This window comes from Pseudonocardia sp. DxW (genome assembly GCF_058448985.1).
Genome location: NZ_JBZFLK010000023.1, coordinates 59743 through 85947 on the forward strand (window position 1 = coordinate 59743; position 26205 = coordinate 85947).

The following is a 26205-nucleotide window of genomic DNA, read 5'->3' on the forward strand; positions in this document are numbered from 1 at the left end:
ATCGGCATGGCAGGCCCGTCGGGTGTCCCGGTGTTCGAGAGGTTCTTCCGTTCGGTGGCCGGGCTGCGGGTGGACCGGAGCGACGTGAAGCGGTTCCGCGAGTTCGTCGACGGGCTGGTCGACGACGTCGCCGTCGCGGGCCGGAACTCGGCCCGGTGGAACGGCCGGGACGTCATCGCCCCGATGGACCTGCCGATCCCCAAGGGGCTCCAGGAGCGGATGCGCGAGTTCGACGAGCTGGACGAGGCGACAGAGGTCCGCGCCCTGCTCGCCGCGGCCGTGCGCAGGCCGCCGGCCGACGTGACGTTCTCCGAGGAGACCGAGGCGCTGCTGCCGGAGCTCTTCGGTGGTCTCGGCATCGCCCTCGCGCGGGCCCTCCGGGCCGTCGACCCGGACGCGTCGAACCCCGGCACGGACCAGTGGCAGCGCGCCACCGACCTCGTCCGGCAGGTGTACTGACCACGACCCGTCCGCCGCGGCGGGCGACGACGTCCCCCGGGTCCGGACCGCGTCAGCCGAACGGTACGAGCAGGACGACCGTCACCCGGCCCGGGCCGAGCTCGACCACGATGCCGGGCCCGGGACCGCCCGGCGTCGCGGTCCGGGGGACCAGCCGCAGCCGCCGCGGGTCCGGCCGCGGCGCGGTCGCCCCCGCCGCGTCGCCGCGGGCGACGTGGCACACCAGCCGTCCCGGCTCCTCCCAGAGGTCGAACGTGCCCGCTTCGCCGGCGAGGAGGATGGCGGCGGCCACCGCGACACAGTGGGCGAACGGGTCGGCCAGGCCCCCGGCCGTGGAGTGCGCGGCCAGCGCGCGGACGAGCGTGGTGACGACGTCGAGTGCGGTCCCGTCGATCCGGGCGCGGGCCCAGAACGGCCGGGGACCACCGCCGTCACCGTGGGGGGCGTCGTCGGGTGGCCGCGGCATGGTGGTTCAGCTCCTCGGCCTCGGCCTCCGAGAAGTACTCGCTCTGCAGGTAGTAAGGGTTGGTCAGGATGACCCCGTTCATCCACACCGTCGGGTGCGCCCGGACGATGGGGACGATCACGTCGCCGTCGAAGCTGTCCAGGTCGTACATGCAGGCCGTGACCTGCGGGCGACGGCTCGACCACAGGGTGAACCGGGTCTCGTAGCGCCCCAGGTCCATCACGAACCCGGGGGTGCCGACGAGCGGGATGGCCCAGCTCATGTCCGCGACGATCCGGGCGTGGAGCACGCCGTCGCGGTCGAAGGTCGTGTCCCCCCAGTCGTCCCAGAAGCGCAGCATGCGGTCGGAGATGAATCCGCCGTCGTGCAGGTGGCTCCCGCCGGGACCGACGAAGTCGATGTGCCCCGGGGAGCCGGGCGCCGCGCCGTCCGTGCTCCCCGTGCCCGGCTCGGAGAGCGCGACCACCGCGTCCGCGATCCCGCGGTGCCGGTCGGGCGTGATCATGCAGTAGCACCGGTGGCCCGCGCGGAGGCCCTCGGCGAGGAAGGCCGCCATCAGCGCGTCCCGCTGGTCCGCACCCCGGTACAGGAGGCAGACGTGGTCGTGCACGCGCACCGGCAGACCGCCGATGGTGACGATCTGCTCGAACGTCGGTGGGTCGTCTGTGGACGTCACGGTCGATGGCCTTCCTGCTACTCGGTCGGTGGAGGCGTTCTAACTGCTCCACAGCGGTTCCGCATCGACCCCGCAGGCCCAAATCGCCCGGCGTGCCGGTCGTGGCCGGGTGTCCTCGGAGACCGAGTGACGGCGTTCCGCTTCGCGCTGCGGAGCCGAAGACCGACGCGGGCCGGCCCCCGATGCTGGGCCCATGACGCTGCTCAGCCGGACAGGTACACGCCTCGCACGGATCGAAGCCGGTGTCGCGAGGGCGGCCCCCGTCCGTGTCCTGCGGCCACGTGGTGAGGTCGACGCGTGCAGCGCGCCGCGGCTGCGCGACGACCTGCGCCGGGAGGTCGAGGCGTGTCCGGCGGTGGTCGCCGTCGACCTGTCGGACCTGGAGTTCCTGGGGGTGGCGGGGCTGAGCGTGCTGCTCGAGGCGGAGCAGTTCGCCGACGAGCGCGGCACGGCGGTGCTGCTCGTCGGCTCACCCGCCCCACCGGTGGAGCGCCTGCTCGGACTGGTCGGCTGGCCGGTCGCGGCCGACGCGGTGGTGACCGGGAGGGGGATCCCGTGGTGACGATGCCGTGACCGGGACCGGTCGCCGCGCGCGCCCGAAACGGACTGTCCCTACCGATCACCTCGGTCTTGAACAGTCCAATAGTGGATTCGGCGAGTGCATTATCGTAGGCGTCGCCGACACTGCCGATCGACGCCGCGATACCCTCGATGCTGAGAGTCTCGGCAATAGACGTGTAGTGAGACCCGGCATCGCTATGGTGAATGAGGCCATCGCTGATTCGCCTCCCTTGGTGGTCGCGTCGCCACAAGGCCATCTTCAGTGCAGTGGTGACCATGGTGGTGTTCTTGACCTGTGTGGCGCGCCAGCCGACGATCGCCCGGGAGAAGCAGTCGATGACGAACGCGACGTAGACGAACCCGGACCACGTTCGGCAGTAGGTGAAGTCGGTGACCCGCTTCCGGTTCGGCGCCGCCGCGGTGAAGTCTCGATCGAGCAGGTCAGGCGCGCGTCGGCCACCGTGGTCGGCAGGGATCGTGGTGCGGTGACGGCCCCCTCGGACCAGCCCGGCCAGGCCCTCGTCGCGCATCAACCGGTCGATCGTGCAGGCCGCCGCACGGTGGCCCTGACGGCGTAGGTGTGCGGTCATCTTTCGTCGTCCGTACATGCCTTCTGGGGTGCCTGTCGTGGCGCGCAGCGCATCGGTCAGATAGGCGTCGGTGATCGTCCGAGCCGATGGTTGGGCGGTTTTCCAGTTGCGATACGTGCGTGGGGCGACCTGGACGCCTTGCTCGGTGAGCACGCGACAGATCGACTCGACCCGATATCGACATGCACGCATCTGATCGATGAAATCACAGATCAGCGGTGGCGAGGGTCGAGTTCCCTCGCGAAGAAAATCGAAGCAGCTTTGAGAATCTCGTTGGCCTCTTTCAGATCCCGGACCTCACGCTCCAGGTCCTTGATCCGATGCCGCTCGACCGTGCTCGGCCCAGGCACCTGCTGGGCATCGACTTGCGCCTGCACCGTCCACTGGCGCAGCGACTCGACCCCCACGCCGACCTTCGGCCCGATCGCTTGACACGCCGCGTACACCGACCGGTACTCGTCGAGGTGGTCGAGCACCATCTTCACGGCCCGGGCACGCTGCTCGGGCGGGTAGCGCTCGGACATGATCCACATCCTCCACAAGGAAGGAAGCGGCACCGAACCCGGGACGGTTCAGTAGTGCCCCCGGCAGGATTCGAACCTGCGACACCCGCTTTAGGAGTCCGTCCGACAGGGCGATCCGCAGCCTTCTACCAGGTACTTCCGTGTCACGTCGCGATCTCGCGGTGGCTCCACGGCCCGGAAACTTCTGTAGTTCGCTCCATGGATGGCTCCACGCGAGATGGTGCCAACTAGGCGTCTCGTCCGACGTGTTGCACCGCGAGTCGACCGCCCTGAATTGCCAGAGCGGCCTGCCCACGTCGTGCTATCCGACAGGAGCAGTAGCCGGGCCGGCCCGTTGCGTGGCGCCGCCACACCGTGGCGGCGCCACGCTCATGCCAACTCGTCGCGGCGGTGGCGATACTCGTCTGCGTCGATCTCGCCGCGGGCGTAGCGCTCGTCGAGGATCTGCCGGGCCGACGAGTGAGCCCCCGACAACCCGCCTGACGATGTCCTTTCGGCCGAGGCCGGTCCGGCGGTTCCGCGGCTCTGGGCGAGCCGGAAGGCGACGTAGCCCAGTAGTGCGAGCCCGATCAGCAACAGGACAGGCAGTATCCAGGCCCATCCCATCATCGTCCCGTTCATCATGGTCTGGCCTCCTTGATCCGACGCCTCCTCGGTGAGGGGAAGTCGGGGGTCGATCTCGTGCTGTGCAGGATTACGGCTGGGCTACCCGATGGGTTGGTGTGTCATCCGGTGGTGGTCGGGCGCCCGGAGTCGATCCAGCCCTTGGTACCGCCGTTGACCGACACCGCATCGATGCCGGCCGCGGCGAGCAGTTCGGTGCCTTGGGCGCTGCGGCCGCCTGACTGGCACACGACGTGGACCTGGCGGTCGGTGGGGACTTCGGCGATGCGGTCACCCAGTTCGGGCAGGGGGATCAGGTGGGCGCCGGGGATGTGGCCCTCGGCGTATTCGTCGGGGTTGCGGACGTCGATCACGGTCGGCTCGCCGGTGTCGTGGGCGGCGGCGAGGTCGTCGACGGAGATCTCACGGACGGTCATGGATGGTGCTCCTTCGTCTCGTTGTCGTGTGCTGGTCAGGTGGTGGTGAGGGCGATGAGGGTCTGGGTGGCGACGCCGGCGGCGATGAGCAGGACCAGTGTGGCGAACCCGCGGTTCAGCGTGCTGGCGCGCAACCGGCGGGCGAGGTGGCCGGCCGGGAGCGAGGCGAGGATCGCGGCGGCGGCGAACGGGACGACGACGGACCAGTCCAGCCCGCCTTCGGAGGCGGTAGCGCTGCCGGTGGTGAGGTAGGGCAGCAGCCCGGCGACCGAGTTGGCCACGATGACGACCAGCGAGGTGGCCACCGCGCTCGGGGTCCGAAGGCCGAGGGCGACGATGAGGGCGGGCACGAGCAGGAACCCGCCTCCGACGCCGAGCAATCCGGTCAGGAACCCGACCAGCAGCCCGGTCGCGACGGCGCGGGGCAGGCAGCGGCGCCAGGCGACGCCGCCGCCGGGGAGCTCGCACACCCCGCCGGCCTCGTCGGAGCCGCGCAGCATCCGCAGCCCGGCGGCGACCATGAGTGCCGCGAACCCGAGCATCAGCCACCGGTCGTCGAGCCGGTGGTTGACGATCCCACCGATAACAGCGGTGGGGATGCCCGCGGCGCCGATGATCGCGGCGAGACGCCAGTGGACCTCGCGGCGGGCGCGGGGGGCGACCGCGACCGCCGAGGCCAGCCCGATCACCACCAGCGACGCCGGGACCGCCTCGCCCAGCGGCAGCCCCAGCCCGTAGACGAGAGCGGGGACGGCGAGGATGCCGCCACCGCCGCCCACGAGGCCGAGCAGGGCGCCGATGAGCAGCCCGAACCCTGCCGCGAGGACGATCACCGCTGGCTCTCCGGTGCTCGGCCGTGCGGCCCGGCTCGCAGCGCGGCGAGGGTCTGGCCGGCCTCGGGTTCGGTGACCTCGCGGTTGAGTGGTAGCCGGGCCAGGGCGGCGCCCATGGCGCAGGTGTTGCTCAGGGCGGAGAAGGTGAGACCGGCGCCGATCCCGCCGGCCAGCAGTCGGCCCTTCGGTGAGAGGAACCGGCCGGCGGTGAGCCCGGCGAGTACGAGGCCACCGGCGACGAGACGGACCTGGCGCTCCAAGGCCCAGACCTGGGGGCCGCCGACGATGTCACCGCCGGCGGCGGTGTAGGCGGGCAGGCCGCCGTCGAGGACGTGGGCGCGCTCCAGACCTGTCGTGGCGAGGTGGCGGCGGGCCTGCTCGGCGCGCACCCCGGACTGGCACACCAGCACCACCGGGCCCTCGATGTGGGCGGCCAGGTCATGGGTGTGCTCGGCCAGTGTGGCCAGCGGCACGTGGTACGAGCCGCGGATGTGGGAGGCGCCGTACTCGGCCGCGCTGCGGACGTCGACGACCATCGGGACACGCGCCCCCTCGGTCTCGGCGGCCCGGTGCCAGGCGAGGACGGTCGCCGCATCGACGGTCCGACCGATGTGGGACGTCTCGGGCGTCGAGGTCGTGCTCATGGGAGAAGTGGTCCTCTCGGTCTGCAGCGAAGCGATGTGCCCTGTGGAGCGGCGGCGGTGGTCGGTGGGCACCGGGGCGGTCGGGCGGGTGCCGGTCTCAGCCACCGGTGGTGACGTGCTGGTCGGTCACCGGCAGCCCGGCGTCGGCGGCGCGGGGCCAGTCGTCGTTGATCAGGACCAGGTCGTGGCCGGGGCGGTCCAGCATCGAGGCGGCGATCGAGGCGCGGTAGCCCGATCCGCAGTAGACCCACACCTCGCCGTCGGGGACCTCGTCGCGGCGGGCCGACAGCTCGTGCAGCGGGATGTGCACCGAGCCCGAGATCCCGCCGGCGGCACGCTCCTCGTCGCGCCGGGCATCGACGACGAAGGGCTCGTCGTGGCCACCCCGTGCGCGGGCCGCGGCCAGGCCCGCGAAGTCCGATACCGGGTAGGAACGCAGACCCTGCCCGGCATCGAGGGTCTCGATCGGGCCGGTAGCGGCGCCGGCGAAGCGGTCGATGCCGATCCGGACCAGTTCCCGCTGAGCGTCGGCGACCTGCTGGGCGTCGTCGCCGATCAGGGTCAGCTCGGCGTCGAAGTCGAACGTCCAGCCGAAGTAGGTGACGAACGGAGTCGCGAGCTCGTAGCCCAGCGACCCGGGCAGGTGGCCGGCGGCGAACGCGGTGCGCTCACGCAGGTCGACCACCCACTGACCGGCCTCGAGGCGGCGCCGCAGCTCGGCGGCGTCGACCGGGGCCGGGGCCGAGAGGTCGACCGGGGCAGGGCCGTCGGCGTTCGCCGGGCCCATGCGGGCGTAGTAGGTCGGGAACGCCCCGAGCCCGGCGATCAGCGTGTCGACGTAGTCCTGCTCGTCCCGGGTCAGTGCCGGGTTGGTGCCGGCCTCCTGCCCGACGGTGGAACCGTCGGCGCCGCTGGCCGGGGTGCCGGCGCAGAAGCTGCCGAACCCGTGGGTCGGGTAGACCGCGGCCCCGGCCGGCAGCTCGGCGGCCAGCCGGCGCACCGAGTGGAACTGGGCGTGGGTCAGCGCGACGGTGTCGGCCGGCGAGACGAGATCGGTGCGCCCGGTGGTGCCGTAGAGCATCGACCCGCCGGTGAACACCGCCACCACCTCGTCACCCGCGTCCGCAGTCGTGTGGAGCGGGGCGGTGTCGAGCAGGGCGTAGGACAGGTGGTGGTGGGTGTGTCCCGGGGTGGCGATCGCCCGCAGGCGCATCGTGCCTGCCGTGACCTCGTCGCCGTCGGCGACCGGGGTGCGGTCGAAACCGACCTCGTCCGCGGCGCTGACCAGGTACGCCGCGCCGGTGCGGCGGGCGAGGTCGAGCCCGCCGGTGACGTAGTCGTTGTGGATGTGGGTCTCGGCGACGTGGGTGACCCTGACGCCGAGGCCGGCGGCCAGGTCCAGGACCCGGTCGATGTCGCGCTGCGGGTCGATCACCACCGCCACCTCGCCGTCGGTGGCCAGGTAGCTGCGGTCGCCTAGCCCGAGCGTCGCGATCGTGTGAATGTCGATCATCAAAGTTCCCTACCCGGTAGGGTATGTCCCACCGTGTGATCGGTCGTTGTTCTGTCGGATGTCCGTCATGAACGCGCCGGTCGGTCCTACTGCCGGCCCGCCCGATGCGGGCGGATAGGCGCGGTCAGGCCAGGGAGAGGAACAGGCGCTCCATCTCGGCCACGTCGACCGCGCGCTCGCCCTCGTCGTTCTCGGTCATGCAGTGCCGCAGGCCGGTAGCTATGATCTTGAAGCCGGCCTTGTCCAACGCCCGGGCGGCCGCGGCGAGCTGAGTGACCACGTCCTTGCACTCGCGCCCGTCCTCGATCATGCGGATGATCCCGCCGATCTGGCCCTCCACACGGCGCAGCCGGCTCACCACGTCGGTGAGCTCATCGACCTGAACCTGCATCACGGTCTCCGTTCCCGGGCGGCCCACGGTGGGTCCGTGGGCTCGCCCATCGCACAACCGAACCTACCCCGGGGGGTATTCCGGTAGTGTCGTGATCCCGACCACCCGAGCAGGCCACCCGGCCCCGCAGCTTCAACCGAGAGGAGCCAGCAGCGATGCAGATCGCCCACACCGTCGAGGTCGACCTCGACCACCAACAGGCCATCGACGCCGTCACCGCCGCCCTCGCCGAGCAGGGCTTTGGCGTGCTGACGACCATCGACATCAAGGCCACCCTCGCCGCGAAGCTCGACGAACAGGTCGACGACTACACCATCCTCGGCGCCTGCAACCCCCGCCTCGCCCACGCCGCGCTCTCCGCCAGCCCGGAGGTCGGCCTGCTACTGCCCTGCAACGTCACCGTCCGCCGCGCCGACGGCCGCACCCTCATCCAAGCCGTCGACCCCGGAACCCTGCTCGGCATCGCCGGCGGAGACCAATCTGAACTCGGCGACACCGCCGCCGACGCCGGTGAGCGCCTACGCACCGCCCTCGACTCATTGACCTGACCAGCGAACGACGACAGCGGCGTCGTGCACCGGCACTTTCGATCGATACCGTCCCCTGGTCAGGCGCTGGTGACCGAGCGGCCGTGCTCCAGGTAGCTCGGTCCTTCCGCCACGGTGGAACGTATCCGCCGGGCCAGTCGCGGGATGACGTACCGGTCGAGGTCGTCCAGGGCGACCCACTCCCAGCGGTCCAGCTCCTCGCCGTCGAGCCGGACGGCCGCCTCGTCGTCGCCCAGGTCGCCGCAGTCGAACAGGAACAGCAGCTTGTCGCCCTCCCGGTCGCTCGGCGCCCAGTCGATCGACAGCAGCGCGCGGGGCGTCCGGTCGATGTGCAGCTCCTCGACGACTTCCCGGCGGCAGGCGGACGCGGGGGACTCGCCGCGCTCGACGTAGCCGCCGGGGACGTCCCACGTGTCCTTGTAGGTCGGGCGGACGAGCAGGACCCGGCCGGCGCCGTCGAGGAACAGTGCGCCGGCGGCTACCCGGGGGGTCGCGAACTTGGCACTCGGGTCGGTCACAGTGCCGACCCTACGGTGAGGCTCCGGCTACGAGACCAGCCGGAGGCGCGTCGCCAGCCCGTCCAGCGCCGGGTCGCGCTGGGCGCGTCTGGCCTTGACCCAGCTGAGCACCAGCTGACGGCTGAGCGCGTGGTGGCGGACCTGCTCGGGCGCAACCTGCTCGGCCTGGAGGAGGACTGCGAGCGCCTCGTCGCTGCGGTTGCGGGCGCTGTAGGCGCGGGCCGTCTCGATCGCGTGGCGCACCTGCCGCTCGGCCGGGAGGCCGGCAACGTCGATCGACGGTGCGAGGTCGACAGCCACCTGGATGTCGCCGAGTTCGAGCGCGGTCGTCATGCGGTGGATCGCGACGTTCGTCGGGCCGAAGGCCGTCCACATCGCGTTGGTGTCCCGGCCGACCCGCTGCGCGCTCTCCTCGGCCTCGCGGAGGAACGCCGTCACCGACCCACGGTCCTCCGCACGAGCTGCGGCCACCGCGCCGGTCAGGAACAGCGTTCCGTAGACCGCCAGGAACGAGTCATCGGTCCGCGAGCTGAGGTGCGACTCCAGGACGCCGGCGGCGGTCCTCACCAGATCCACGCCGGCCGCGAACCGACCGGTTGAGTGCAGCGCGTAGGCGACGGACCGGAAGAGCGATCCGAGCACGACCGAGTTCTCCGACTCCTGCGCTGCGGCGAGTCCACGCTCGGATGCGATCCAGGCGAGGTCGGTCTCCCCGAGCCTGGTCAGCACCGACACCGCGACCTGGTAGGTCAGGGCGAGCAGCGCGAGCGCACGGTTCCGGGTCGCTGGGTCGGCGTTCCGGGTCGCGTTGAGGGCGTCGGAGAGGACCAGCGGGGTGCGGCCGGTGACGTAGCCGTAGCGGCTGGCCTGGTAGGCGTCGAAGATCGCGCGGACGTCCGTCTCGAGAGAGTCGAGGTCCACGGGTTCGCCAGCTGCTACGGGCGAGGCGAGCAGCGGCGTGATCTGCCGGTAGTCCATCAGTGCTGCGCGGAGCGCCGGCACGGTCCGCACGCCGCTGTCCTCGGTCCACTCCAGCAGGGTCGGTTCGCCGACCAGGTCACCGATCGCGACGTCCAGCGCTTCGGCGACGCGCCGGATGACCGACAGCCGGTCGAGTTCGATCCGGCCGTTCTCGACCTTGCTCAACCAGTCCTCGGTCCGGCCGACCAGTCCTGCGAGCACGAGCTGCGATAGCCCCCGGCGCCGCCGGTAGAAGGCGATTCGCTCGCCGATGGTCATCGTCTGGGTCATCCCGCGCATGACGATCACCCTCCCCCGACTGGTCGGAACTACCCCGGAATTTCCTTCCGGGCTCTCGCTCAGAACCGCTCTCAGGCTATCCGCAGTGACCGACAAAGGTCACGAGTTCGGGAGGAGAGAGCAGATGAACAATCCGTCTACCAGGACGGGAGCCGACGCGGCGCGGTCGCAGGCCCCGACCTTCTACAGCGTCACCGACGCGGCGAAGCTGATCGGAACGTCGCCGGTCACGCTTTACCGCGCCATTCGCGATGGCGAATTCCCCGCGATCCGGGTCCGCGGCCGGTTGATCATTCCGGCGCGGGTGCTGGACGAGATGGTGAGCGCCGCCGTCGCGCAGCAGGGGGTCGTCGACGTCGCTTCCTGGGTCCCGGCGGCCCGAGGGAGCGCCGAGTGATGGGCAGCGTAGGTGTCCTGCTGCTGGTCACGATCGTCGGTGCGGTGATCTGCGCGAAGGCGCGGTCTGCCGGTGGGGCGGTGGTGTTCTCGCTGCTGGCGCTGGTGTTGTTCCTGGCGACGCCGGTCGGAGTTGGTCTGCCGGGTGCGGTGTCGACGTTCGTGTCGGCGTTCGACCGGGCGGCCACGCCGGCCCTGACCCAGCAGCAGCCGGGTGGCGAGCAGCAGGCCGAGACCGCGGGTGGTCGGCGATGAGCGCGGCCGCCGGCGAGGGGCGGGAGGAGTTCGCCCTCACGGCCGGGCAGGCCGAGAGCGCGGGTGGTCCCGCCTTCGGCGGGGCGGAGGGCCGTCCGGCCCGAGTTCAGCACGGCCTCACTCGAATTCAAGGGTCGCTGCGCGATCGGCTGCGCCGACGGCCTGCGGCCGCCCTTGAGTCCGAGCCTCGGAGGCCGTGCGCGCCTGACGGCGCGGTGGCGGGGCAGGCGCCGCCACCGGGGGGCCGGACCGGCCGTCCCTCCTCAACCGTTTCGGAGGCCAGCGTGAGCACGATCGCCATGGAGCAGAACCCGCCCGCCGTGGGGCAGGCGGAGCAGTGGGTGGACCTCGCCGCGCTCGTCTGCCCGGGATGCGGGGGCCCCGTGGCCGGTGTGCCGCCGTCGGGGTGGCCGGCCCGTGCCGGGCTCGCCCCGCTGTTCTCGCACCCCGACGGGTCGGTGCTCTGCCCCGACGAGTTCGGGCGGGTCCCCGAGCCGGTCGAGGCCGGCGGGCTGCGCTACAGGCTGACCGAGGCCGGCGCGGCGCTGTCGCTGGACGAGGCGGCGGGGTGGGCGCGGTGACCGGCCGCCCGGGACCGGAGTGGTCGGTGCGGGCGCCGGCCGCGGCCGCCGACGACCTCGATGCGCGGTTGCGGCGCCCGGCCGGCCGCACGGACCTGCTGCAGGTGGTGGTCGATCACGACCTGCCCGCGGCGGGGCGGTGTCCGGGGTGTGGGTGGTCGTCGGTGTCGGGGCGGCGGGACTGCCCCTCGCGGGTGATCGCCCTGGCCCTGCTGGAGAACACCCCGCTCCCGTCCCGGCTGGCGCACCTGGCCGACGTCGTGCCCGGCGCGCGGGCCGCACGCGACAGCTCCGCGGACCGCCACGCCCGCCGGCAGGCCGAGGACGCGTCACCGGGGCTGTTCGCGGCGCCGGCGCGGGCCCCGGAACCGGGGAGGACGCAGTGAACCCACGACACAGGCAGGACGGGAGGGGTCGGCCCGGCGACGGGATCTTGGCGGATACGAGCCGCCGGGCCGCTCTCCCCACTCAATGGATGGAGGCAGGAGAGATGACCAGCGTAGGACGAGACCAGCGGCCGGACCAGGGCCGGGACTGGCGCGCCCGCGCCGGGTGCCGGGACACCGATCCGGAGGTGTTCTTCCCGGTCGCCGAGACCGGGCCCGAACGCGAGCGCGCGGAGGAGGCGGCGAAGGCGGTGTGCGCGGGCTGCCCGGTCCGGGCCCAGTGCCTGGCCTGGGCGAGCGAGGCGCTGCCGTTCGGGGTCGCTGGCGGGATGAGCGAGGCCGAGCGGGCCGCGCTGCGCCGCAACCGCCGGTCCCGGCCCCACTGCGCGCCGGTGACGTCGTCGCCGGGGTGCGGTCGGGGCAGCGGGAACACGTCGCGGTCGCGGGAGGCCGGCCGCGCCGCGCTGGCCGCCGGGCGGGACCGCGCCGACGTCGCCCGGGCGTGCGGGGTGTCGCGGCGCACGGTGGACCGCTGGGCCGCGGCGCTGCGCGAGCACGGCGTGCCGGTGCGGTGCGGGGTCGTGTCCGGGGGTGGTCGGTGATGGCCGGGTTCGACAGGTCGCCGACCGAGCGGGCCGTCAGGCGGCTGCGGGACGTGGTGCGCGAGGTCGCGGTGGAGGCGTTCGAGGCCCGGATCGTCGAGGCCCCGATCCCCGGATTTCAGGTGCTCACCGACCGGCGCCTGGACGACCCGCTGGCCGGGGTCCGGGCGGCGCTGCTGGCGCGCACCGTGGCCGAGGGCCAGATGTTTGTTCACGCCCGGGACGCGCGGGCGGCGGGCCGGTCGTGGGACGAGGTCGGCGCCGCGCTGGATCTGCCCGCCCACGAGTTCAGCTCCCGCGCCGAGGCGGCGTTCGGATGGCTGGTCGAGGGCCGCGAGCCCGACTCCGAGCCCGACGGGCTGCCCTCGTTCCGCACGCCCTCGGCGTGGTGGCGCTGCGGCACCTGTGACCAGCAGGTCACCGACCACGGTCCCTCCGAGTCGTCGCACCCCGACGACAGCGAGTCCGGCCACGCCACCGGCTGTGCCCGCCACGCGGGCGATGTCGCGGCGTGGCAGCAGCGCACCGGATGGGAGGACGGACGATGACCACGCTGTTGATCAGCCTCGGAACCACGATCCTGTTGCTGCTCGTGTTCGTCGGCGCCGCCGCGCTCGCGTGGAGCCGGGGCGCCCGCGCCCTGGCCCTCGGCCTCGGGGCGGTCGCCGTCCTGCCGGGGGCGACGCTGGTGCAGGCCCTGTCCTGGCCGGCGTTCGCCACGGCCGGGCTGCTGGTGGCGGCGCTGGTGTGGCATCGGTGGTCGCGGTCGTCGGCGACGATCACCCGCTGGGCGGCCCGGACCCGCCGCAAGGCCGGCGTCGCCTCGTCGCTGGATATCGCCCGCCAGGCCGGCACCCTCGCCGTGCGTCGCCGACGGGCGACGGTCCGGCCCTCGCTGGCCGGGCTGACCCGGTGGCAGCGGTTCCGGACGCCGACGACCGCGGGCGCGGTGGAGCTGTGCCGGGTCGGCGCGCTGCGGGTGTGGACCCTGGTCGAGGACGTCGTCATCGTCGTCGGCGGACCCCGTACCGGCAAGACCGGCTGGCTGGCCGGCCGGGTCCTCGACGCCCCGGGGGCTGCGCTGGTCACCTCGACCCGCACGGACCTGCTGGAGCTGTGCGGGCCGCTGCGCGCCGCGGGCGGGCCGGTGTTCGTGTTCAACCCGGCCGGGCTGGGTGAACGCGCCTCGACGATCACCTTCGACCCGCTGACCGGCTGCACCAACCCCGTGACCGCCACGGAGCGGGCCACGGACATGATCGCCGCCGTCGGTAGCGGCAACGGTGGGGATCGGGAGTTCTGGGACAACCAGGCCCGCCGCGTCCTCGCGGCGCTGCTGCACGCCGCCGCCCTGGGCGAGCGCCGGATGCCCGACGTCCTGGGCTGGGTCGCCGACCCCGACGCCGCGGGCCGGGAGGTCCCCGCGCTGCTGCGCCGCTCGGGGGTCCAGGCGTTCGAGCAGGACGCGATGCAGTTCATCGCCACGAACGAGCGCACCCGCTCCTCGATCACCTCCAGCGTGATGCCCGCCCTGGGCTGGCTCACCCACCCCGCGGCCGCGGCGGCCGCCGAGCCGGGGGCCGGGTTCGACGTCGCCCGGCTGCTGGGCGAGCGGGCGACGGTGTTCCTGCTCGGCGCCGAGGAGGCCCAGACCGCGCCCCTGGTCTGCGCGCTGACCGGGCACATCGCCCGCGAGGCCCGCCGGCTGGCCGCCGGCCAGCCGGGCGGCCGGTTGGATCCGCCGCTGGGGTTGTTCCTCGACGAGGCCGCCCTGATCTCCCCCGTTCCCCTCGAATCGTGGACGGCGGACATGGGTGGGCGTGGGGTGACGATCCTGGCCGCGTTCCAGTCCCGCGCTCAGCTGCTGGCCCGGTGGGGCGAGCACAAGGCTGCGACGATCCTGAACAACACCGGCGGACTGGTGATCTTCGGGGGGACGCGGGACAAGGCCGACCTGGAGTTCTGGTCGACCCTGGCCGGGGAGCGCGACGAACGGATCAACACCACCGACACGAACGGGCGGGTCGCCTCCCGCAGCGTGCGGAAGGTGCCGGTGCTCGCCCCGGCACAGATCGCGAACCTGCCCGCCGGGCGGGTGGTGGTGATCCGGCGCGGGATCGCCCCGGTGATCGGCCGCGCGCGGATGGCGTGGCGCCGTCGGGATGTGCGGCGGCGGGTGCGGCTGCTGGCCCGGATCGAGGCCGAGACCCGGTGGCGGCGCCGCGGGGAACGTTTTCGCACCTGGCGCGACCGCCAGCTCGAAGGCGTCCTGACCGGGTTGGCGCGGCGGTGGCCGGGCCGGTTCGGCGAGCCCGCGGCCCGGGTGCGGGCGGCGAACGCGATGTTCGCCGAGCTGCACCGCATCCACACCGACGCCGCACCCACCCCCAGCGGCGGCGGGGACCGGCCGGCCGCGCTACCCACCGGCGACGCCGGCGACCACGACCGCAGCGATGACGACCGCAGCGATGACGACCGCAGCGATGACGACCGCAGCGATGACGACCGGACCGATGACCGTGACCAGAGCGGAGGCCGGCGATGAGCGGCCAGTTCTACGACGAGTCCGACCGCGAGTGGGTGCTGGAGGGCTACGAGGCCGCGCACCAGCAGTACCTCGACGACCTTGCCGGTGTCGACGAGGGCGCGCAGGACCCGCACCGGGTCCGGTGGGTCGAGGGCTGGGGGTTCACCCGCGATGACACCGCACCGAGTGGGTGGCGCCAGATCGGCGACGCGGAGCTGGCCGCGCTTACCGAGCAGGTCCGCACCGACTGCGCCACCACCCGCGCCCACAGCGTCGCCGGCGACGACGGGGCCGAGCACGGCACAGGCCACGACGCCGGCCGGGGCCTGGCCGGTGACGATGTCGACGCGGTGGGGTGGCAGCGGTGAGCGCCGGGCCCGCCCGGGGCCGGGCCGCCCGGCTGGCCGCGGAGGAGCACCACGCGGCCCGGGTCGACGCCGACCGCTACCCCGAACTGGCCCGCGCGGTGGCCGAGGCCGCCGAGCGTGCCCGGTCCGAGGCCCGCGCCGCGGAGGCGCCCGACGCCGCGGCGGGTCGGGTGCCGATGCCACGCGGCCCGGTCACCGACGCCCAGCTAGCCGCGATCGCCAGCGCGGTCCGCGCCGCCCAGGCACACCACGCCGCCGACGCCACCGACGACGACGAGCTGACAGCCGGCCGCAACCACAGCACCGGCGCCGGCACTGACGCGGCCGATCACGAGGCGGGGTGGGCGCGATGACCGGACCGGCACATCCCCAGCACCCGCAGCCACCCGAGGCCGGCGGCCCCGACGGCGCCCTGGCCGGGCTGGCCCGCGAGGTCGACACGCTGCGCCGCGCGGTGGCCGAGCTCGAACCGCTCGGCGAGCGGGTCGATCAGCTGGCCCGGCTGGTCGGGCAACTGTCCGAGGCCCTGGGAGCGGTCACCGCCCGGCGGCGGATCCCGGCCGCGCCGTCGTGGCTGATGGCCCCCACCGACCCCGACCAGGTGCAACGGCTGCTCGACGAGCTGTGCGCCTGGCTGGAGGGGGTGTTCCTGCGCTACCCCGACGGCGCCCAGGCGCTACCGGAATGCTGGCTGTGGCACCCCGACGTGGTCGAGGAACTGCTCTGGCTGATGCACGCCTGGTGCGCGGCCTACCAAGGCCCGGGCGCCTCGGTCGGCGCGGCCGCCGACTGGCACGACCGCCAACGCCCCGGCGTCATCGCCCGGCTCCGCAAGGCCGCCGGATCGTGCTCGCCCGAGGCCCACCAGACCCGACCCGGCTGGTCCGCCCCACCCGGCGGCCCGATCACCGTGCCCGGCACCGACGCCGTCGCACCGATCGCCGGGTGGTGGTCCGCCCACCGCGAGAGCGCCCCGCCCGAACCCGAACCGGCCGCGCGCAACGGCGCCGGCCCGGCCGGGGGTGGTCGGCGATGACCGAGCAGCACACCCGAACCCCGCGCAGCACCGACACCGACACCGGTACCGGCGGCGGCACCGGCGCCGTGCCCGGTCCGGGTGCGGGGCGGCGGTGGGCGCGGGCGAGCCTGTGGCTGCCCGGACTGGCAGTCGCCATCGCCGCGGCGGTGGCGACCGCGCACGGCCTGTTCGAGGTCGCCCTCGCCGCACGGGTCCCGGCCGGGATCGCCTGGCTCTACCCACTGATCACCGACGGCCTGGCCCTGGTCGCCTACGCCGCCACCGCCCGCCTCTCCGGGGGCGCGGCCCGCTACGCCTGGGCCGTGGTCATCCTCGCCGCCGGCCTCTCCGGGCTGGCGCAAGCCGCGTTCCTCGCGGGGGACCCACCCGCACCCGGCGCGGTCGCGGCGGCCGCGCCGGCGCTGCTGCGGTTCGGGGTGGGGGCCTGGCCGGCGATCGCCGCCGCGATCGTGGCCCACCTGCTCTACCTCCTGGCCACCGACCACCCCACCCCAGCCCCGGCCCACACGCCGACCGAGCGGAGTGAGCCCGCGGGCCCGATGCAGGCGTCGATCACCGTGCGACAGCCGTCGGGCCCGTCCCGGGTGTCCGGCCCGGCGGGACGGGACACGGGACAGCCGGAGCGTCCCGCGCTGGACGGTCCGGTGATCGAGGGCCCGTCCCGTCCGGTGTCCCACCCCGAACCCGACCGATGTCCCACCGCGCCGCGTCCGGGCGAGCCCGCGACGGCCGCCGGAGCGCAGGACCGCGCCCGCGCGGGCGCCGCAGCCCACCGGGACCGCCACGGCGCGCTCCCGACCGTGCGGGAGCTGCAGCGCCTCGCCGACGTCGGCCGGGGCACCGCCGCCCGCGCCCTCGCCCAGCTCCGCGACACCGGCCAGCAGGCCCCGACCGGCCTGCACCTCATCACCGACCAGACCCACGACAGGACCCAGCCATGACCATCAGCACCGAACCGACCTACCCGAGCACGAGCAAGAGCCACGCGACCGAGCACACCACCAGAACCGACAGCGACTACCCCGAACAGAGCAACAGCAGAGCAAGATCAAAGGCCGCACACCGATGCATCACGATCCGAGGGGGCGGGCCGGCCTCCGGCCGGCGACGCCGCAGCGCCCGCACTGTTGATCTCTTGACCGCCCGTTTCATGATCGTTCGGGGGTGGTCGGGGTGCTGAGCATCGCCTCGGGCTACAGCCCGGAGTACTTGTTGAAGGAGGTCGCGGCCGGGCGGGAGAACTACTACACCGGCGCGGTCGCCGAGGGCGAGCCCCCGGGGCGCTGGTGGGGCGCCGGCGCGGAGACGCTCGGCCTGCGCGGCCTGGTCGAGGCACAGGACATGCGCGCGGTCTACGAGCGGCTCCTGGATCCGCGGGACGGAGGGTTCCACGACCCGTCCCGGTGGGACGAGGTGTCCACTCTGGGACACACGGGACGCAAGTACCTGTCCGAGGACGACCTCTACGCCGCGGCGTTGGAACGCGAGCCGGACGCGTCGGCGGAACGCCGCGCGGAACTGCGGACGGAGGCCGGGAAGGCAGCCCGGCACAACGTCGCGTTCCTCGACGTGACGTTCAGCGTGCAGAAGTCGGTGACGCTGCTGCACACCGCGTTCGAGGCCCGCGAGGTCGCCGCCCGCCAGGCCGGCGACGAGGAGGTCGCCGCAGCGTGGGGCGAGTTCCGCCAGGCCGTCGAGGACGCGATCTGGGCGGGCAACAACGCCGCCCTGGCTTACCTACAGGACAAGGCCGGGTACTCCCGGGTCGGCCATCACGGCGGCGCGGCCGGTCGGTGGGTTGACGCGCACAACTTCGTGGTCGCGTCGTTCTTCCAGCACGACTCCCGGGATCACGACCCGCAGCTGCACATCCACGACACGATCCTCAACCGCGTCGAGGGACCGGACGGGGTTTGGCGCACCCTCGACGGCCGCTCGCTCTACCGGTGGCGCCCGGCCGCCGGCGCGGTCGCCGAGCGCACCACCGAGGAACGGCTCACGCACTCGCTGGGCACGATGTTCGGGATGCGTCCGGACGGGAAGTCCCGCGAGATCCTCGGCGTGGCCGAGGAAGCGATGGCGCTGATCTCCTCGCGCCGGCACGCGGTGACGGGCAAGACCGCCGAGCTGTTCGAGCTGTTTGAGCAGCGCTACGGCCGCGCCCCGAACTCGGCCGAGCGGGACCGGATCTCGCGGCAGGCCACGTTCGCCACGCGGGCGTCGAAGTCGCACGACGGCGAGACCCGCGAGGAGTTCCTGGACCGGATCAACGCCCGGATGCGGGCCGACATCGACGGCGGCCTGGTCGGGGTCGCCGACGCCGCCCTGGCTGCCCGCCGTGAAGGCGTCGAGCCGATGGCGTTCAACCCGCAGGCGGTGATCGAGCTGGCCCTGGCCGAGGTCGCCGACCGCAAGTCCGGGTGGACCCGGGCGGATTTGACCCGCGCGATCAACGCCGCGCTGCCGGACTACCTCGGGGTCCCCGACGGCGCGCAGGTCGGCGAGCTGCTCGATCAACTCACCGACGAGGCCATCGGCTACGCGGTCGCGATGGACGCCGAACGCCCCGGCGAGGACCGGCTGCCGGCCGAGCTGCGCCTGGACAACGGCGACTCGGCGATGGCCGCCCCGGGCGGCCGGATCTACGCCACCCCGGAGCAGGTGCGCTCCGAGCGGATCCTGTTCGCTGCCACCGGCGCGCGCGACGGTGCCGCGCTGTCCGATCCGGCGGCCGGCCGGTTCCTCGAGCAGCTGCGCGGGCAGGGCATCGAGCTCGGCGCCGACCAGGCCGCCGCGGTGCGCGGCATCCTCACCTCCGGGGCGAGGGTCGAGACTCTCGTCGGGCCGGCCGGGACGGGGAAGTCGTTCGTCGTCGGCACGCTGGCCCGCGCCTGGGCCGACCCCACCCTCGCCGCCGGACAGCGGGCAGGGCGGGTGTTCGGGTTGGCGACCAGCCAGGTCGCCACCGACGTCCTGGCGGGCGAGGGCCTGACCGCCCGCAACGTCACCCAGTGGCTGGGCGTTCAGGACCGGATCGCCGCCGCGCCCGCCGAGCACCGCACTGTCGACGGGGACCAGCCGTGGCAGTTGGACGCCGGGGACCTGGTCGTGGTCGACGAGTCCGCGATGACCGACACCGCCGCCCTGGCAGCGATCCACGGCCACGTCGACGCGGCCGGGGCGAAGCTGCTGCTGGTCGGCGACCACAAGCAGCTTGCCGCCGTCGGCGCCGGCGGCGGGATGGACATGCTCGCCGCGGCCGGGTCCCGCTACGAGCTGGCCGATGCGCGCCGGTTCTCCGCCGGGTGGGAACGCGCCGCGTCGCTGCGGCTGCGCTCCGGCGACGAGTCGGTGCTGCGCGAGTACCACCAGCAGGGGCGACTGCTCGACGCCGGCACCCGCGAGCAGGCCGAGGAGTCCGCCGCCTGGGCGTGGCTGGCCGACACCCTCGACGGGCACCGGTCGCTGCTGCTGGTCGACACCAACGAACAGGCCGCGAGCCTGTCGGCGGCGGTGCGGGCCGAGCTGGTCCGCCTCGGCCGGGTCGACGAGTACGGCGTCCCCCTCGGCCTGCAGGGCACCTTCGCCGGCGTCGGGGACCTGGTCCAGGCCCGCAGCAACGGGTGGAACCTCGCCGGTGTCGAGGGCAACCGGCGCGGCCCGATCAACCGCGAGACCTACCGGGTCACCGCCGTCCGCGACGACGGCGCCCTGCAGGTCTGCACCGACACCACCGGCGCCGGGGACGGCGAGTCGATGGTGCTGCCCGCCACCTACGTCGACTCCCATCTCGCGCTCGGCTACGCCGCCACCGTGCACGCCGCCCAGGGCGCCACCGTCGACACCACCCACTCGGTCATCACCGCGCGGACCGGGCCCGCGGCGCTCTACGTCGGCATGTCCCGCGGGCGGGAGGCCAACACCGCGCACGTCACCACCCGCACCGGCCCCGAGGACCCGGCCGAGGGCACCGACCGCGAGCACGGCCTGCACCGCGACCCCGTCGCGACGCTGGCCGCGATCCTCGACAGCACCGAGCAGGCCGTCACCCGCTCCACGCTCACCCTCGCCTCCGAGTCCACCGCCGAAGCCGGCAGTGCCCGGACCGCGGCCGAGCTGCTCGCCGACGCCGCCCAGCTCGCCGCCCACGACCGCACCGCCGCCGCGCTCGACCGGCTCGTCGACACCGGATCCCTCACCGTCGAGCAGCGGACCCGGATCGCCGCCGAGGACGGCACCGGCGCGCTGACCCGGATCCTGCGCCGCGCCGAACTCGCTGGCCACGACCCCGACGCCGTGCTGGCCGAGGCGGTCGAGCGCGGCTCGCTGTCCGGGGCCCGGCACGTGTCGAACGTGCTCTACTCGCGGGTCCGCGATCACCACCGGTTCGACCCGACCGGAAGCACCTGGTCGGACTGGATCCCGCGCACCGACGACGCCGAGTGGAGCGACTACCTGTCCGCGCTCGCCGAGGCCGCCGACCAGCGGGCCCGCCAGCTCGGGACTGAGCAGGCGAAGGACCCGCAGCAGTGGGCCGCCGAGGCGTTCGGCGACCTCCCCGACGCCGGCCCGGCCCGCGACGCCTGGATCTCCGCGGCCGGCCGGGTGGCCGCCTACCGCGAGACCCGCGGCCACGACGACCCCACCGACGCGCTCGGCCCGGCCCCGCAGCCCGGGCAGGTCGAGCAGTTCGCCGCCTACCGCGCCGCCTGGCGTGACCTCGGCCGCCCCGAGATCGACCGCGAGCACCTGGAGCTGTCCAACGGCCAGCTCCGCATGCGGGTGCGCGCCTACGAGCGCGAACTCGCCGCCGCACCCCGTTACGTCGCCAACGAACTCGCCGGCACCCGCCAGGCCGCCGACCGCCACCAGCACGACGCCGTCCTGCGCCGCGCCGAAGCCGACGCCGCCACCGACCCGGACGAACAGCAGCGGCTCACCGCGGAGGCCGAGCAGGCCGCCGGCCTGGCCGCGATCCTGCAGCAGCGCGCCGCCGAACTGCAGAAGGTCGACGACGCCCGCGGCCGCTGGCTCGTCCACACCGCCGAGACCCGCGTCCAGGCCGAGCTGTCCGAGGCCGAGCTGTCCGCGCGCGACGCCGACGACGACCCCGACGACCGGGTCACCGCCGCCGAGTGGAAGGCCGCCCACGACTACGCCGTCGCCGCAGACGAGCGGCACCGCGAGATCACCGAAGACGACGTCCACGACAGCGCGCTCGACGACCGGTCGGTGCACGACACAGGCGACCAGGTTTCCGACTGGCGGGACCTCCGCGAGGAGGCCGCCGAAGCGCCGGCCCCGACAAGGGAGGACGACGTCCGCGTCCCCGCCGCGGACGAGACCGAGGAGTCCGTCCGCTACGCCGGCCGCGTGCTCGACGAGGTCATGTACCGCGACGCCGCAGACGACCCCGACGACGAGCGGACTCAGCAGCTCGCCCGCTGGCACCACGACGACCACGCCGCCGAACAGCAGGAGTCCGCCGACGAGTGGGAAGCCGATGCGATGCGCTGACCGGAGGTCGATGGACCGCCTGCGGCTGCGTGATGATTTCGCAAAGTAGCCCGTTCGGCGGCTAACGCGGGCCCGTGCGCCGCGATGTCAACGGCGTACGGGCCGCACCGGCGGCCCGGTCACCGGGGGAGCAGCACCGATGGGCGCGACCGACCAGCACCGCACCCGGCGGTTCGGCCGCCGCGCCCTCCGCGCGCTCGTGCCGACGACACTGGTCGCCGCCCTCGGCGCCGCCGCCGCCCTCACACTGGCCGAGTTCTCGCCGACCCCGGTCGCGGAGGCCGCCGACCCGATCGCCGCCGCGACGGCAGCCCCGCCAGTCGCCCCGCGCGCGCTGGTGCCGCCACCCCCGCTTCCTGAACGGGTCATCCCGGACCTGCCGCTGCCGGTGCCAACCAGCGAGGAGCCCGAGCCGGAGCGGGAGGTTGTCTACACCTGCGACCCGACCGGCGACGCCGAGTTCGGTGACCCTGACAACCCGAACGTGATCACCAACAAGGACTGCCCGGACATCAACGCCGCCAAGGAGCAGGCACAGCGGGACTACCTGGAGCAGCTCAACAGCGAGGTCGTTGGAGACAACCGCGAATCCACATGCTCCGACCCGACAAGCGCCGACTACGGCACCGCCGCGTGTGGCACCGACGCGGACGGCGACGGCCTGATGGACGGTGGCCCACTCGACACCAACTGAGGTCGGCCCGAGAAGCCCATGCCCAGCAACCGGGCCGTGCAGAGAGATCCCGGGTAGCCGGCCGCAATGCAGTTGCCCGATGATGCAGGTGGCACCGCTTCCCCCGGCAGCCGCGACCAGCTCCAGCACACGCGCCCAGGGGACCCCATGCACGAACGCGCCTTCCGCGCCGCCGCCCAGCTCCGCGCCGACACCGAAGTGGTCACCCGAGCCGCCGGAATCGTCCACGCCGCATCTGACCGCACCGGCCCGGCCCGGCTCGCCGGCCTGCACACCGCCGCGACGACCGACCGGCTGGCCGAACTGCTGGAGCTCATGGCCGGGCGACTCGACGTCGTGCCCGTGCAGGTGCGGGATCACATCGTGCGGGTCGCGCGAGAGATCACCGGAGACGGAATGGACCTCCCTGGGGTACGGCGGACCCGACGCCGATGACATGACCGGTGCGAGCACGCCGAACCGCAAGGGTGCCGGGGTGGAAATGTCGGTGCCCGGTGTCATCCTCCGTGGAGCAGAGCGCAGGTCGCCGGCGTCGGGGAGCGCACACATGACCACGAGCGAGACCAGGACGACCACGCCCAAGCGGGCGTGGCTCGACGTGCCGTTCAGCGAGAAGGACCAGGCCAAGACCCACGGCGCCCGCTGGGACCAGGCCGCGAAGCGCTGGTATGACCCCAGCCCTGCGACGGCCGGCCTGCAGCGCTGGGCACCGTTGCCCGAGGTCCCGGACCTGCTCCCGGGCGAAGACCGCAGCTTCGGGCCAGGGTTGTTCGTGGACATGATCCCGCGTACCTGCTGGTTCACCAACGTCCGAACCTGCGTCTCCGAGCGGGATTGGGAGCGGCTGCGCCGCATGATCTTCGGCCGCGCCGGTCACCGTTGTGAAGCCTGCGGCAGCGTCGAGGATCGCGACGCACGTCGCTGGCTCGAAGCGCACGAGCGCTGGAGCTACGACGACCGCACCGACACCCAGACGCTGCGTCGGCTGATCTGCTTGTGCTCGCCGTGTCACCTGGTGACCCACCTCGGCTACGCCAACGTCACCGGGCGAGCCGACGAGGCTCTCACCCACCTGCGCGAGGTCACCGGGATGAGCGACCAGCAGGTCAACCGGCACGTCGAGGACGCCGGACGGCTCTGGACCGAGCGCTCCGCACGGCACTGGCGCCTCGACCTGCGAATGCTCACCGACGCTGGCGTCACCCTGCGCCGCCCCGAGGCGCCCGGTGGACGCGCCCGAAGCGCCGACCGCGCCCTCGCCCGGCATCGCGCCGGCAGCGATTCGAGAAGCGACCGGCGGGCGGGCCGGCTATGAGCATCCACGCGCTGATGCTCGACGGTTGGGAGCACACCAGCACGTGGGGGATCGAGGATGGGCTCTACTACGCCCAGCTCACCCGCAATGGCGTCTCCGACTTCGGGGGGCCACAGATCTGGCTCAGCCCACCACGCCACATCGTCCGCCGCGCTACCGACTTGCTGCACATGATCGCGGACGCGACCGGTGCGCCGACCGAGATGGTCGACGAAGCGATGCGTCGCGGACTGAGATGAGCCGCGATGGGCCTAGCCTATAGTCGCCGCCAACTTCCCACGTACGAAAAGGCGGCCGCCGTTGGCAGTGCCGAATCGCCGCCGACCTAGACGCCGCACGCCGCGGGGGTCAATGTCGGCGCCCGATGGCCGGACGACAGGGGTGCCCGATGTAGTAGCGGGCCCTTGTCGGGTCTACTGCTGGCCTCGCTGTCCGATGTCAACTAGATACTGATCGAAAGCAGGGCGCGTGCCGAGCCCGTCGATCAGGCGGCCAACCAGACGTTCGGCTACCGCGTGGGGGCGCTGGCGAATCTCTAGATCAAATGCCGTCGTAGTTTCGCGATAAAAGTTCTCGTCATACGCGGGGCCTGAGTCCCAGTGTTCGACGCGCTTGTGACTTTGAAGTCCCCGCAGGCCACTCCCATGCAGTCCGAGTATCCAGGATCCTCTGTACCCGATCCGCTCGCCAAGCCTTGCAGCCCAGTGAACGATGCGCAGTGAGTATGCCACAGCGAGTCCATCGACGACCACCAGTCCATTGGCTCGGGCCCACATATCGGTCATTCGGTCCACGAAAACGCGGATACCGCCGTCGTCGCGAAACTCCATATCCAGATGCGATCCGTATGTCGTATCAGGGTCGCGGATAGTTCTACCTGGCCCAGACAAGCCATAGGAAGTAACAGCCACGCCGTTAGATCGGATCGCGGTGCTAGTCATTTCTCGCGGTTGCGGGGCAAAATCACGAATGTCGCGACCGAGCAGCCGATCAACGCCATGAGCAAGCTCCATGACCTCAATGGTCTTGCCGCGTACGAAAGAACGTGCGATACGTCGATCCGCTCGAGTCGGTTGCGCGACGACGTATAGGTGTCCACGACGATGGTCTGGCAGAGGGTCGCGCGCCAGCTCCTTATCCAGGATGGCCTCGGCGCGCTCGTCCGCGGGTGCGCGGCTAGTGCCGCGTCACGCAACGTTGGGTAGGTAATCGGGTCTGCGGATCTTGGACTCGGGAGCGAAGCGCAGCTTCGGTCGGGCATGGCGGTTGGACCAGCGGACGTAGCTGGCGATCGCGGCCTCCTGTGCGGTGTGGGAGGGGTAGTCGCTGCTGTCGAGGCAGAAGTAGCGCAGCGCGGTGAACTCCGACTCGATCCAGTTCAGCCAGGAGGCGTTGGTCGGGGTGAAGACCAGCTCGACGTCGTGGGCGGCGCACCAGTCGGCGACCGTCCGGGTGCGGTGGGGAGAGAAGTTGTCGCAGACCACGTGCAGCCGGCCGTCGGGGAAACGGGTGCGTAGCTGGCGCAGGAACCCGAGGAACTCCGTGGAGCGTTTCCGGTCGCGGAACCGGTAGAACAGCTGCCCGGAGGCCAGGTCGAGGGCGGCGAACATGTGCCGGACCCCGCCGGTGCGGGTGTAGGTCGCTCGCAGCCGGGCCGGTGTGCGGGTGGGGAACCAGCCTCGTCCCGGGCGGGGTTGCAGGTTCAGCGGCCCGAACTCGTCGACGCAGATCACCCGGCCACCAGCGGAGATGCGACCTGCGGCGGACTGGTCGTAGAGGGCGAGGATGCGGGTCGTCTTCGCCCGGAACTCGGGGTCGCGACTGGCCTTCCAGGTCTTGGTCGCCTGCCAGGTCACCCGGGCCGCGCGCAGCACGCGGCGGACGGTCTCGGTGCTGACCTCGATGCGGTGCTCGGCAGCCAGGTGGGCGGCGAGTTTGGTCAAGCTCCAGCAGGTGAACGGCAACCCGAGCCGTTGGGGTGGGATCCGGGCGACCCGGCAGATCGTCTCGCGAGTGTGGGGGCCGAACCTATGGGGTCGACCCCCGCTCCATTTTGGGTCCAGGGCTGCGAATCCCTGCTGGTTGAACGCGTGGATCACCTCCCGCGCGTAGGTCGCGGTCGCGGCGAACATCCCGGCGGCTTCGCTCGCGGTGCGACCCTGCACCGAGGCCAGCACGATCCCGGCCCGGCGCAGCCGGACCCGGTCCTTCGCGGTGCGGGTGATCTTCACCAGACGTTGGGCCTCGTCGGGGCCGAGATCCCGGACGAAGACTTCTGATGGTCGTGCCATCGCTCACCTCCAGCGACAGCCTCCCAGCTCACCGGACAGGGCGAGTTACGACGTCAACGTTCCGTGTCGAGGCACTAGCATGCAGGCGCAAAACCTCTGCGTCGGAAAGCGACTGTCTAGTACTGCAACGGCGTTTTGTCAGGCTGGTGGGCGTTGGCCGCGGCGGCGGTAGTGGCAGGTCCGGGCCTGGTGCTGGCGTCGTCGGCGCCAG

Annotated in this window: 32 protein-coding genes and 1 pseudogene; 19 read left to right on the forward strand and 14 right to left on the reverse strand. The window is 72.9% G+C overall.

Features of this window, described 5'->3' with window-relative positions; genetic code table 11:
• The first annotated feature begins 6 nt into the window (after positions 1–6).
• The gene (locus tag ACVJO7_RS28080) at positions 7–459 is read left to right on the forward strand and encodes a DUF1931 family protein (RefSeq protein WP_491675386.1); all 453 of its coding nucleotides are present in this window, start codon (positions 7–9) and stop codon (positions 457–459) included.
• A 52-nt stretch (positions 460–511) separates the two neighbouring features.
• Here ACVJO7_RS28080 and ACVJO7_RS28085 read toward each other — a convergent pair whose 3' ends face one another.
• Positions 512–925 carry a hypothetical protein gene (locus tag ACVJO7_RS28085; protein ID WP_491675387.1) on the reverse strand — a complete coding sequence of 138 codons (414 nt, stop codon included), beginning with the start codon at positions 923–925 and terminating at the stop codon, positions 512–514.
• Entirely contained in the window at positions 891–1601 is a 711-nt protein-coding gene (locus ACVJO7_RS28090; RefSeq protein WP_491675388.1) for an MEDS domain-containing protein, read from the reverse strand. Before ACVJO7_RS28090 ends, ACVJO7_RS28085 begins: the two co-directional genes overlap by 35 nt.
• Positions 1602–1794: 193 nt before the next feature.
• Here ACVJO7_RS28090 and ACVJO7_RS28095 point away from each other — a divergent pair, with 193 nt between their 5' ends.
• Positions 1795–2163 (forward strand): STAS domain-containing protein, encoded by a 369-nt coding sequence (locus ACVJO7_RS28095; protein ID WP_491675389.1) that lies wholly within the window; start codon positions 1795–1797, stop codon positions 2161–2163.
• Positions 2164–2221: 58 nt separating this feature from the next.
• Here ACVJO7_RS28095 and ACVJO7_RS28100 read toward each other — a convergent pair.
• From ACVJO7_RS28100 to ACVJO7_RS28135, 8 genes and pseudogenes are all read right to left on the reverse strand, one after another.
• A pseudogene (locus ACVJO7_RS28100) lies at positions 2222–2968 on the reverse strand (IS3 family transposase); the annotation flags it as partial.
• Complete coding sequence (locus ACVJO7_RS28105) at positions 2965–3276, reverse strand: transposase (RefSeq protein ID WP_491675390.1); 312 nt, start codon at positions 3274–3276, stop codon at positions 2965–2967. The gene ACVJO7_RS28105 and the pseudogene ACVJO7_RS28100, both read right to left, overlap by 4 nt.
• Before the next feature lie 369 nt (positions 3277–3645).
• Positions 3646–3900 (reverse strand): SHOCT domain-containing protein, encoded by a 255-nt coding sequence (locus tag ACVJO7_RS28110; RefSeq protein WP_491675391.1) that lies wholly within the window; start codon positions 3898–3900, stop codon positions 3646–3648.
• Positions 3901–4001: 101 nt separating this feature from the next.
• A complete protein-coding gene (locus ACVJO7_RS28115) occupies positions 4002–4316 on the reverse strand; it encodes a rhodanese-like domain-containing protein (RefSeq protein WP_491675392.1) in 315 nt (104 codons plus the stop codon).
• A 35-nt stretch (positions 4317–4351) separates the two neighbouring features.
• Complete coding sequence (locus ACVJO7_RS28120) at positions 4352–5149, reverse strand: sulfite exporter TauE/SafE family protein (RefSeq protein ID WP_491675393.1); 798 nt, start codon at positions 5147–5149, stop codon at positions 4352–4354.
• Entirely contained in the window at positions 5146–5793 is a 648-nt protein-coding gene (locus ACVJO7_RS28125) for a rhodanese-like domain-containing protein (protein WP_491675394.1), read from the reverse strand. The genes ACVJO7_RS28120 and ACVJO7_RS28125 overlap by 4 nt, the downstream gene beginning before the upstream one ends.
• A gap of 97 nt (positions 5794–5890) precedes the next feature.
• Positions 5891–7306 carry an MBL fold metallo-hydrolase gene (locus ACVJO7_RS28130; protein ID WP_491675395.1) on the reverse strand — a complete coding sequence of 472 codons (1416 nt, stop codon included), beginning with the start codon at positions 7304–7306 and terminating at the stop codon, positions 5891–5893.
• 124 nt (positions 7307–7430) lie between these two features.
• A complete protein-coding gene (locus ACVJO7_RS28135) occupies positions 7431–7697 on the reverse strand; it encodes a metal-sensitive transcriptional regulator (protein WP_491675396.1) in 267 nt (88 codons plus the stop codon).
• 155 nt (positions 7698–7852) lie between these two features.
• Here ACVJO7_RS28135 and ACVJO7_RS28140 point away from each other — a divergent pair, with 155 nt between their 5' ends.
• Complete coding sequence (locus tag ACVJO7_RS28140; protein ID WP_491675397.1) at positions 7853–8245, forward strand: DUF302 domain-containing protein; 393 nt, start codon at positions 7853–7855, stop codon at positions 8243–8245.
• 59 nt (positions 8246–8304) lie between these two features.
• Here ACVJO7_RS28140 and ACVJO7_RS28145 read toward each other — a convergent pair whose 3' ends face one another.
• Positions 8305–8763, reverse strand: a complete 459-nt coding sequence (locus ACVJO7_RS28145; protein ID WP_491675398.1) for an NUDIX domain-containing protein — start codon at positions 8761–8763, stop codon at positions 8305–8307.
• A 27-nt stretch (positions 8764–8790) separates the two neighbouring features.
• Positions 8791–10119: a helix-turn-helix domain-containing protein gene (locus ACVJO7_RS28150; protein WP_491675399.1), complete on the reverse strand. Its 1329-nt coding sequence runs from the start codon at positions 10117–10119 to the stop codon at positions 8791–8793.
• Positions 10120–10147: 28 nt separating this feature from the next.
• On the opposite strand from ACVJO7_RS28150, the gene ACVJO7_RS28155 reads away from it, so the two are divergent.
• The 16 genes from ACVJO7_RS28155 (at position 10148) to ACVJO7_RS28230 (ending at position 23942) form a co-directional block, all read left to right on the forward strand.
• The gene (locus tag ACVJO7_RS28155) at positions 10148–10420 is read left to right on the forward strand and encodes a helix-turn-helix domain-containing protein (RefSeq protein WP_491675400.1); all 273 of its coding nucleotides are present in this window, start codon (positions 10148–10150) and stop codon (positions 10418–10420) included.
• Positions 10420–10674 carry a hypothetical protein gene (locus ACVJO7_RS28160; protein WP_491675401.1) on the forward strand — a complete coding sequence of 85 codons (255 nt, stop codon included), beginning with the start codon at positions 10420–10422 and terminating at the stop codon, positions 10672–10674. The genes ACVJO7_RS28155 and ACVJO7_RS28160 overlap by 1 nt, the downstream gene beginning before the upstream one ends.
• 284 nt (positions 10675–10958) lie before the next feature.
• Positions 10959–11255 carry a hypothetical protein gene (locus ACVJO7_RS28165; RefSeq protein ID WP_491675402.1) on the forward strand — a complete coding sequence of 99 codons (297 nt, stop codon included), beginning with the start codon at positions 10959–10961 and terminating at the stop codon, positions 11253–11255.
• Positions 11252–11641, forward strand: a complete 390-nt coding sequence (locus ACVJO7_RS28170; RefSeq protein ID WP_491675403.1) for a hypothetical protein — start codon at positions 11252–11254, stop codon at positions 11639–11641. The genes ACVJO7_RS28165 and ACVJO7_RS28170 overlap by 4 nt, the downstream gene beginning before the upstream one ends.
• A 104-nt stretch (positions 11642–11745) precedes the next feature.
• Positions 11746–12243, forward strand: a complete 498-nt coding sequence (locus ACVJO7_RS28175; RefSeq protein ID WP_491675404.1) for a WhiB family transcriptional regulator — start codon at positions 11746–11748, stop codon at positions 12241–12243.
• A complete protein-coding gene (locus ACVJO7_RS28180) occupies positions 12243–12791 on the forward strand; it encodes a hypothetical protein (protein ID WP_491675405.1) in 549 nt (182 codons plus the stop codon). Before ACVJO7_RS28175 ends, ACVJO7_RS28180 begins: the two co-directional genes overlap by 1 nt.
• Entirely contained in the window at positions 12788–14788 is a 2001-nt protein-coding gene (locus tag ACVJO7_RS28185; RefSeq protein ID WP_491675406.1) for a type IV secretory system conjugative DNA transfer family protein, read from the forward strand. Before ACVJO7_RS28180 ends, ACVJO7_RS28185 begins: the two co-directional genes overlap by 4 nt.
• Positions 14785–15138, forward strand: a complete 354-nt coding sequence (locus ACVJO7_RS28190; RefSeq protein WP_491675407.1) for a hypothetical protein — start codon at positions 14785–14787, stop codon at positions 15136–15138. The genes ACVJO7_RS28185 and ACVJO7_RS28190 overlap by 4 nt, the downstream gene beginning before the upstream one ends.
• On the forward strand, positions 15135–15491 hold the full coding sequence (locus ACVJO7_RS28195; protein ID WP_491675408.1) for a hypothetical protein: 357 nt from the start codon (positions 15135–15137) through the stop codon (positions 15489–15491). Before ACVJO7_RS28190 ends, ACVJO7_RS28195 begins: the two co-directional genes overlap by 4 nt.
• A complete protein-coding gene (locus ACVJO7_RS28200) occupies positions 15488–16174 on the forward strand; it encodes a hypothetical protein (protein WP_491675409.1) in 687 nt (228 codons plus the stop codon). The genes ACVJO7_RS28195 and ACVJO7_RS28200 overlap by 4 nt, the downstream gene beginning before the upstream one ends.
• Positions 16171–17118 carry a hypothetical protein gene (locus ACVJO7_RS28205; protein ID WP_491675410.1) on the forward strand — a complete coding sequence of 316 codons (948 nt, stop codon included), beginning with the start codon at positions 16171–16173 and terminating at the stop codon, positions 17116–17118. The genes ACVJO7_RS28200 and ACVJO7_RS28205 overlap by 4 nt, the downstream gene beginning before the upstream one ends.
• 223 nt (positions 17119–17341) lie before the next feature.
• Complete coding sequence (gene mobF / locus ACVJO7_RS28210; RefSeq protein ID WP_491675411.1) at positions 17342–21694, forward strand: MobF family relaxase; 4353 nt, start codon at positions 17342–17344, stop codon at positions 21692–21694.
• A gap of 139 nt (positions 21695–21833) precedes the next feature.
• On the forward strand, positions 21834–22388 hold the full coding sequence (locus ACVJO7_RS28215) for a hypothetical protein (RefSeq protein ID WP_491675412.1): 555 nt from the start codon (positions 21834–21836) through the stop codon (positions 22386–22388).
• 147 nt (positions 22389–22535) lie between these two features.
• The gene (locus ACVJO7_RS28220; RefSeq protein WP_491675413.1) at positions 22536–22823 is read left to right on the forward strand and encodes a hypothetical protein; all 288 of its coding nucleotides are present in this window, start codon (positions 22536–22538) and stop codon (positions 22821–22823) included.
• A 112-nt stretch (positions 22824–22935) separates the two neighbouring features.
• The gene (locus ACVJO7_RS28225) at positions 22936–23703 is read left to right on the forward strand and encodes a DUF5710 domain-containing protein (protein ID WP_491675414.1); all 768 of its coding nucleotides are present in this window, start codon (positions 22936–22938) and stop codon (positions 23701–23703) included.
• Positions 23700–23942 carry a hypothetical protein gene (locus ACVJO7_RS28230; RefSeq protein WP_491675415.1) on the forward strand — a complete coding sequence of 81 codons (243 nt, stop codon included), beginning with the start codon at positions 23700–23702 and terminating at the stop codon, positions 23940–23942. Before ACVJO7_RS28225 ends, ACVJO7_RS28230 begins: the two co-directional genes overlap by 4 nt.
• Positions 23943–24116: 174 nt before the next feature.
• On the opposite strand, the gene ACVJO7_RS28235 is transcribed toward ACVJO7_RS28230, so the two are convergent.
• Positions 24117–24716, reverse strand: coding sequence for a hypothetical protein (locus tag ACVJO7_RS28235; RefSeq protein WP_491675416.1), 600 nt, complete (start codon positions 24714–24716; stop codon positions 24117–24119).
• 174 nt (positions 24717–24890) lie between these two features.
• Positions 24891–25994 carry an IS630 family transposase gene (locus ACVJO7_RS28240; RefSeq protein ID WP_491675417.1) on the reverse strand — a complete coding sequence of 368 codons (1104 nt, stop codon included), beginning with the start codon at positions 25992–25994 and terminating at the stop codon, positions 24891–24893.
• Positions 25995–26205: the final 211 nt, after the last annotated feature.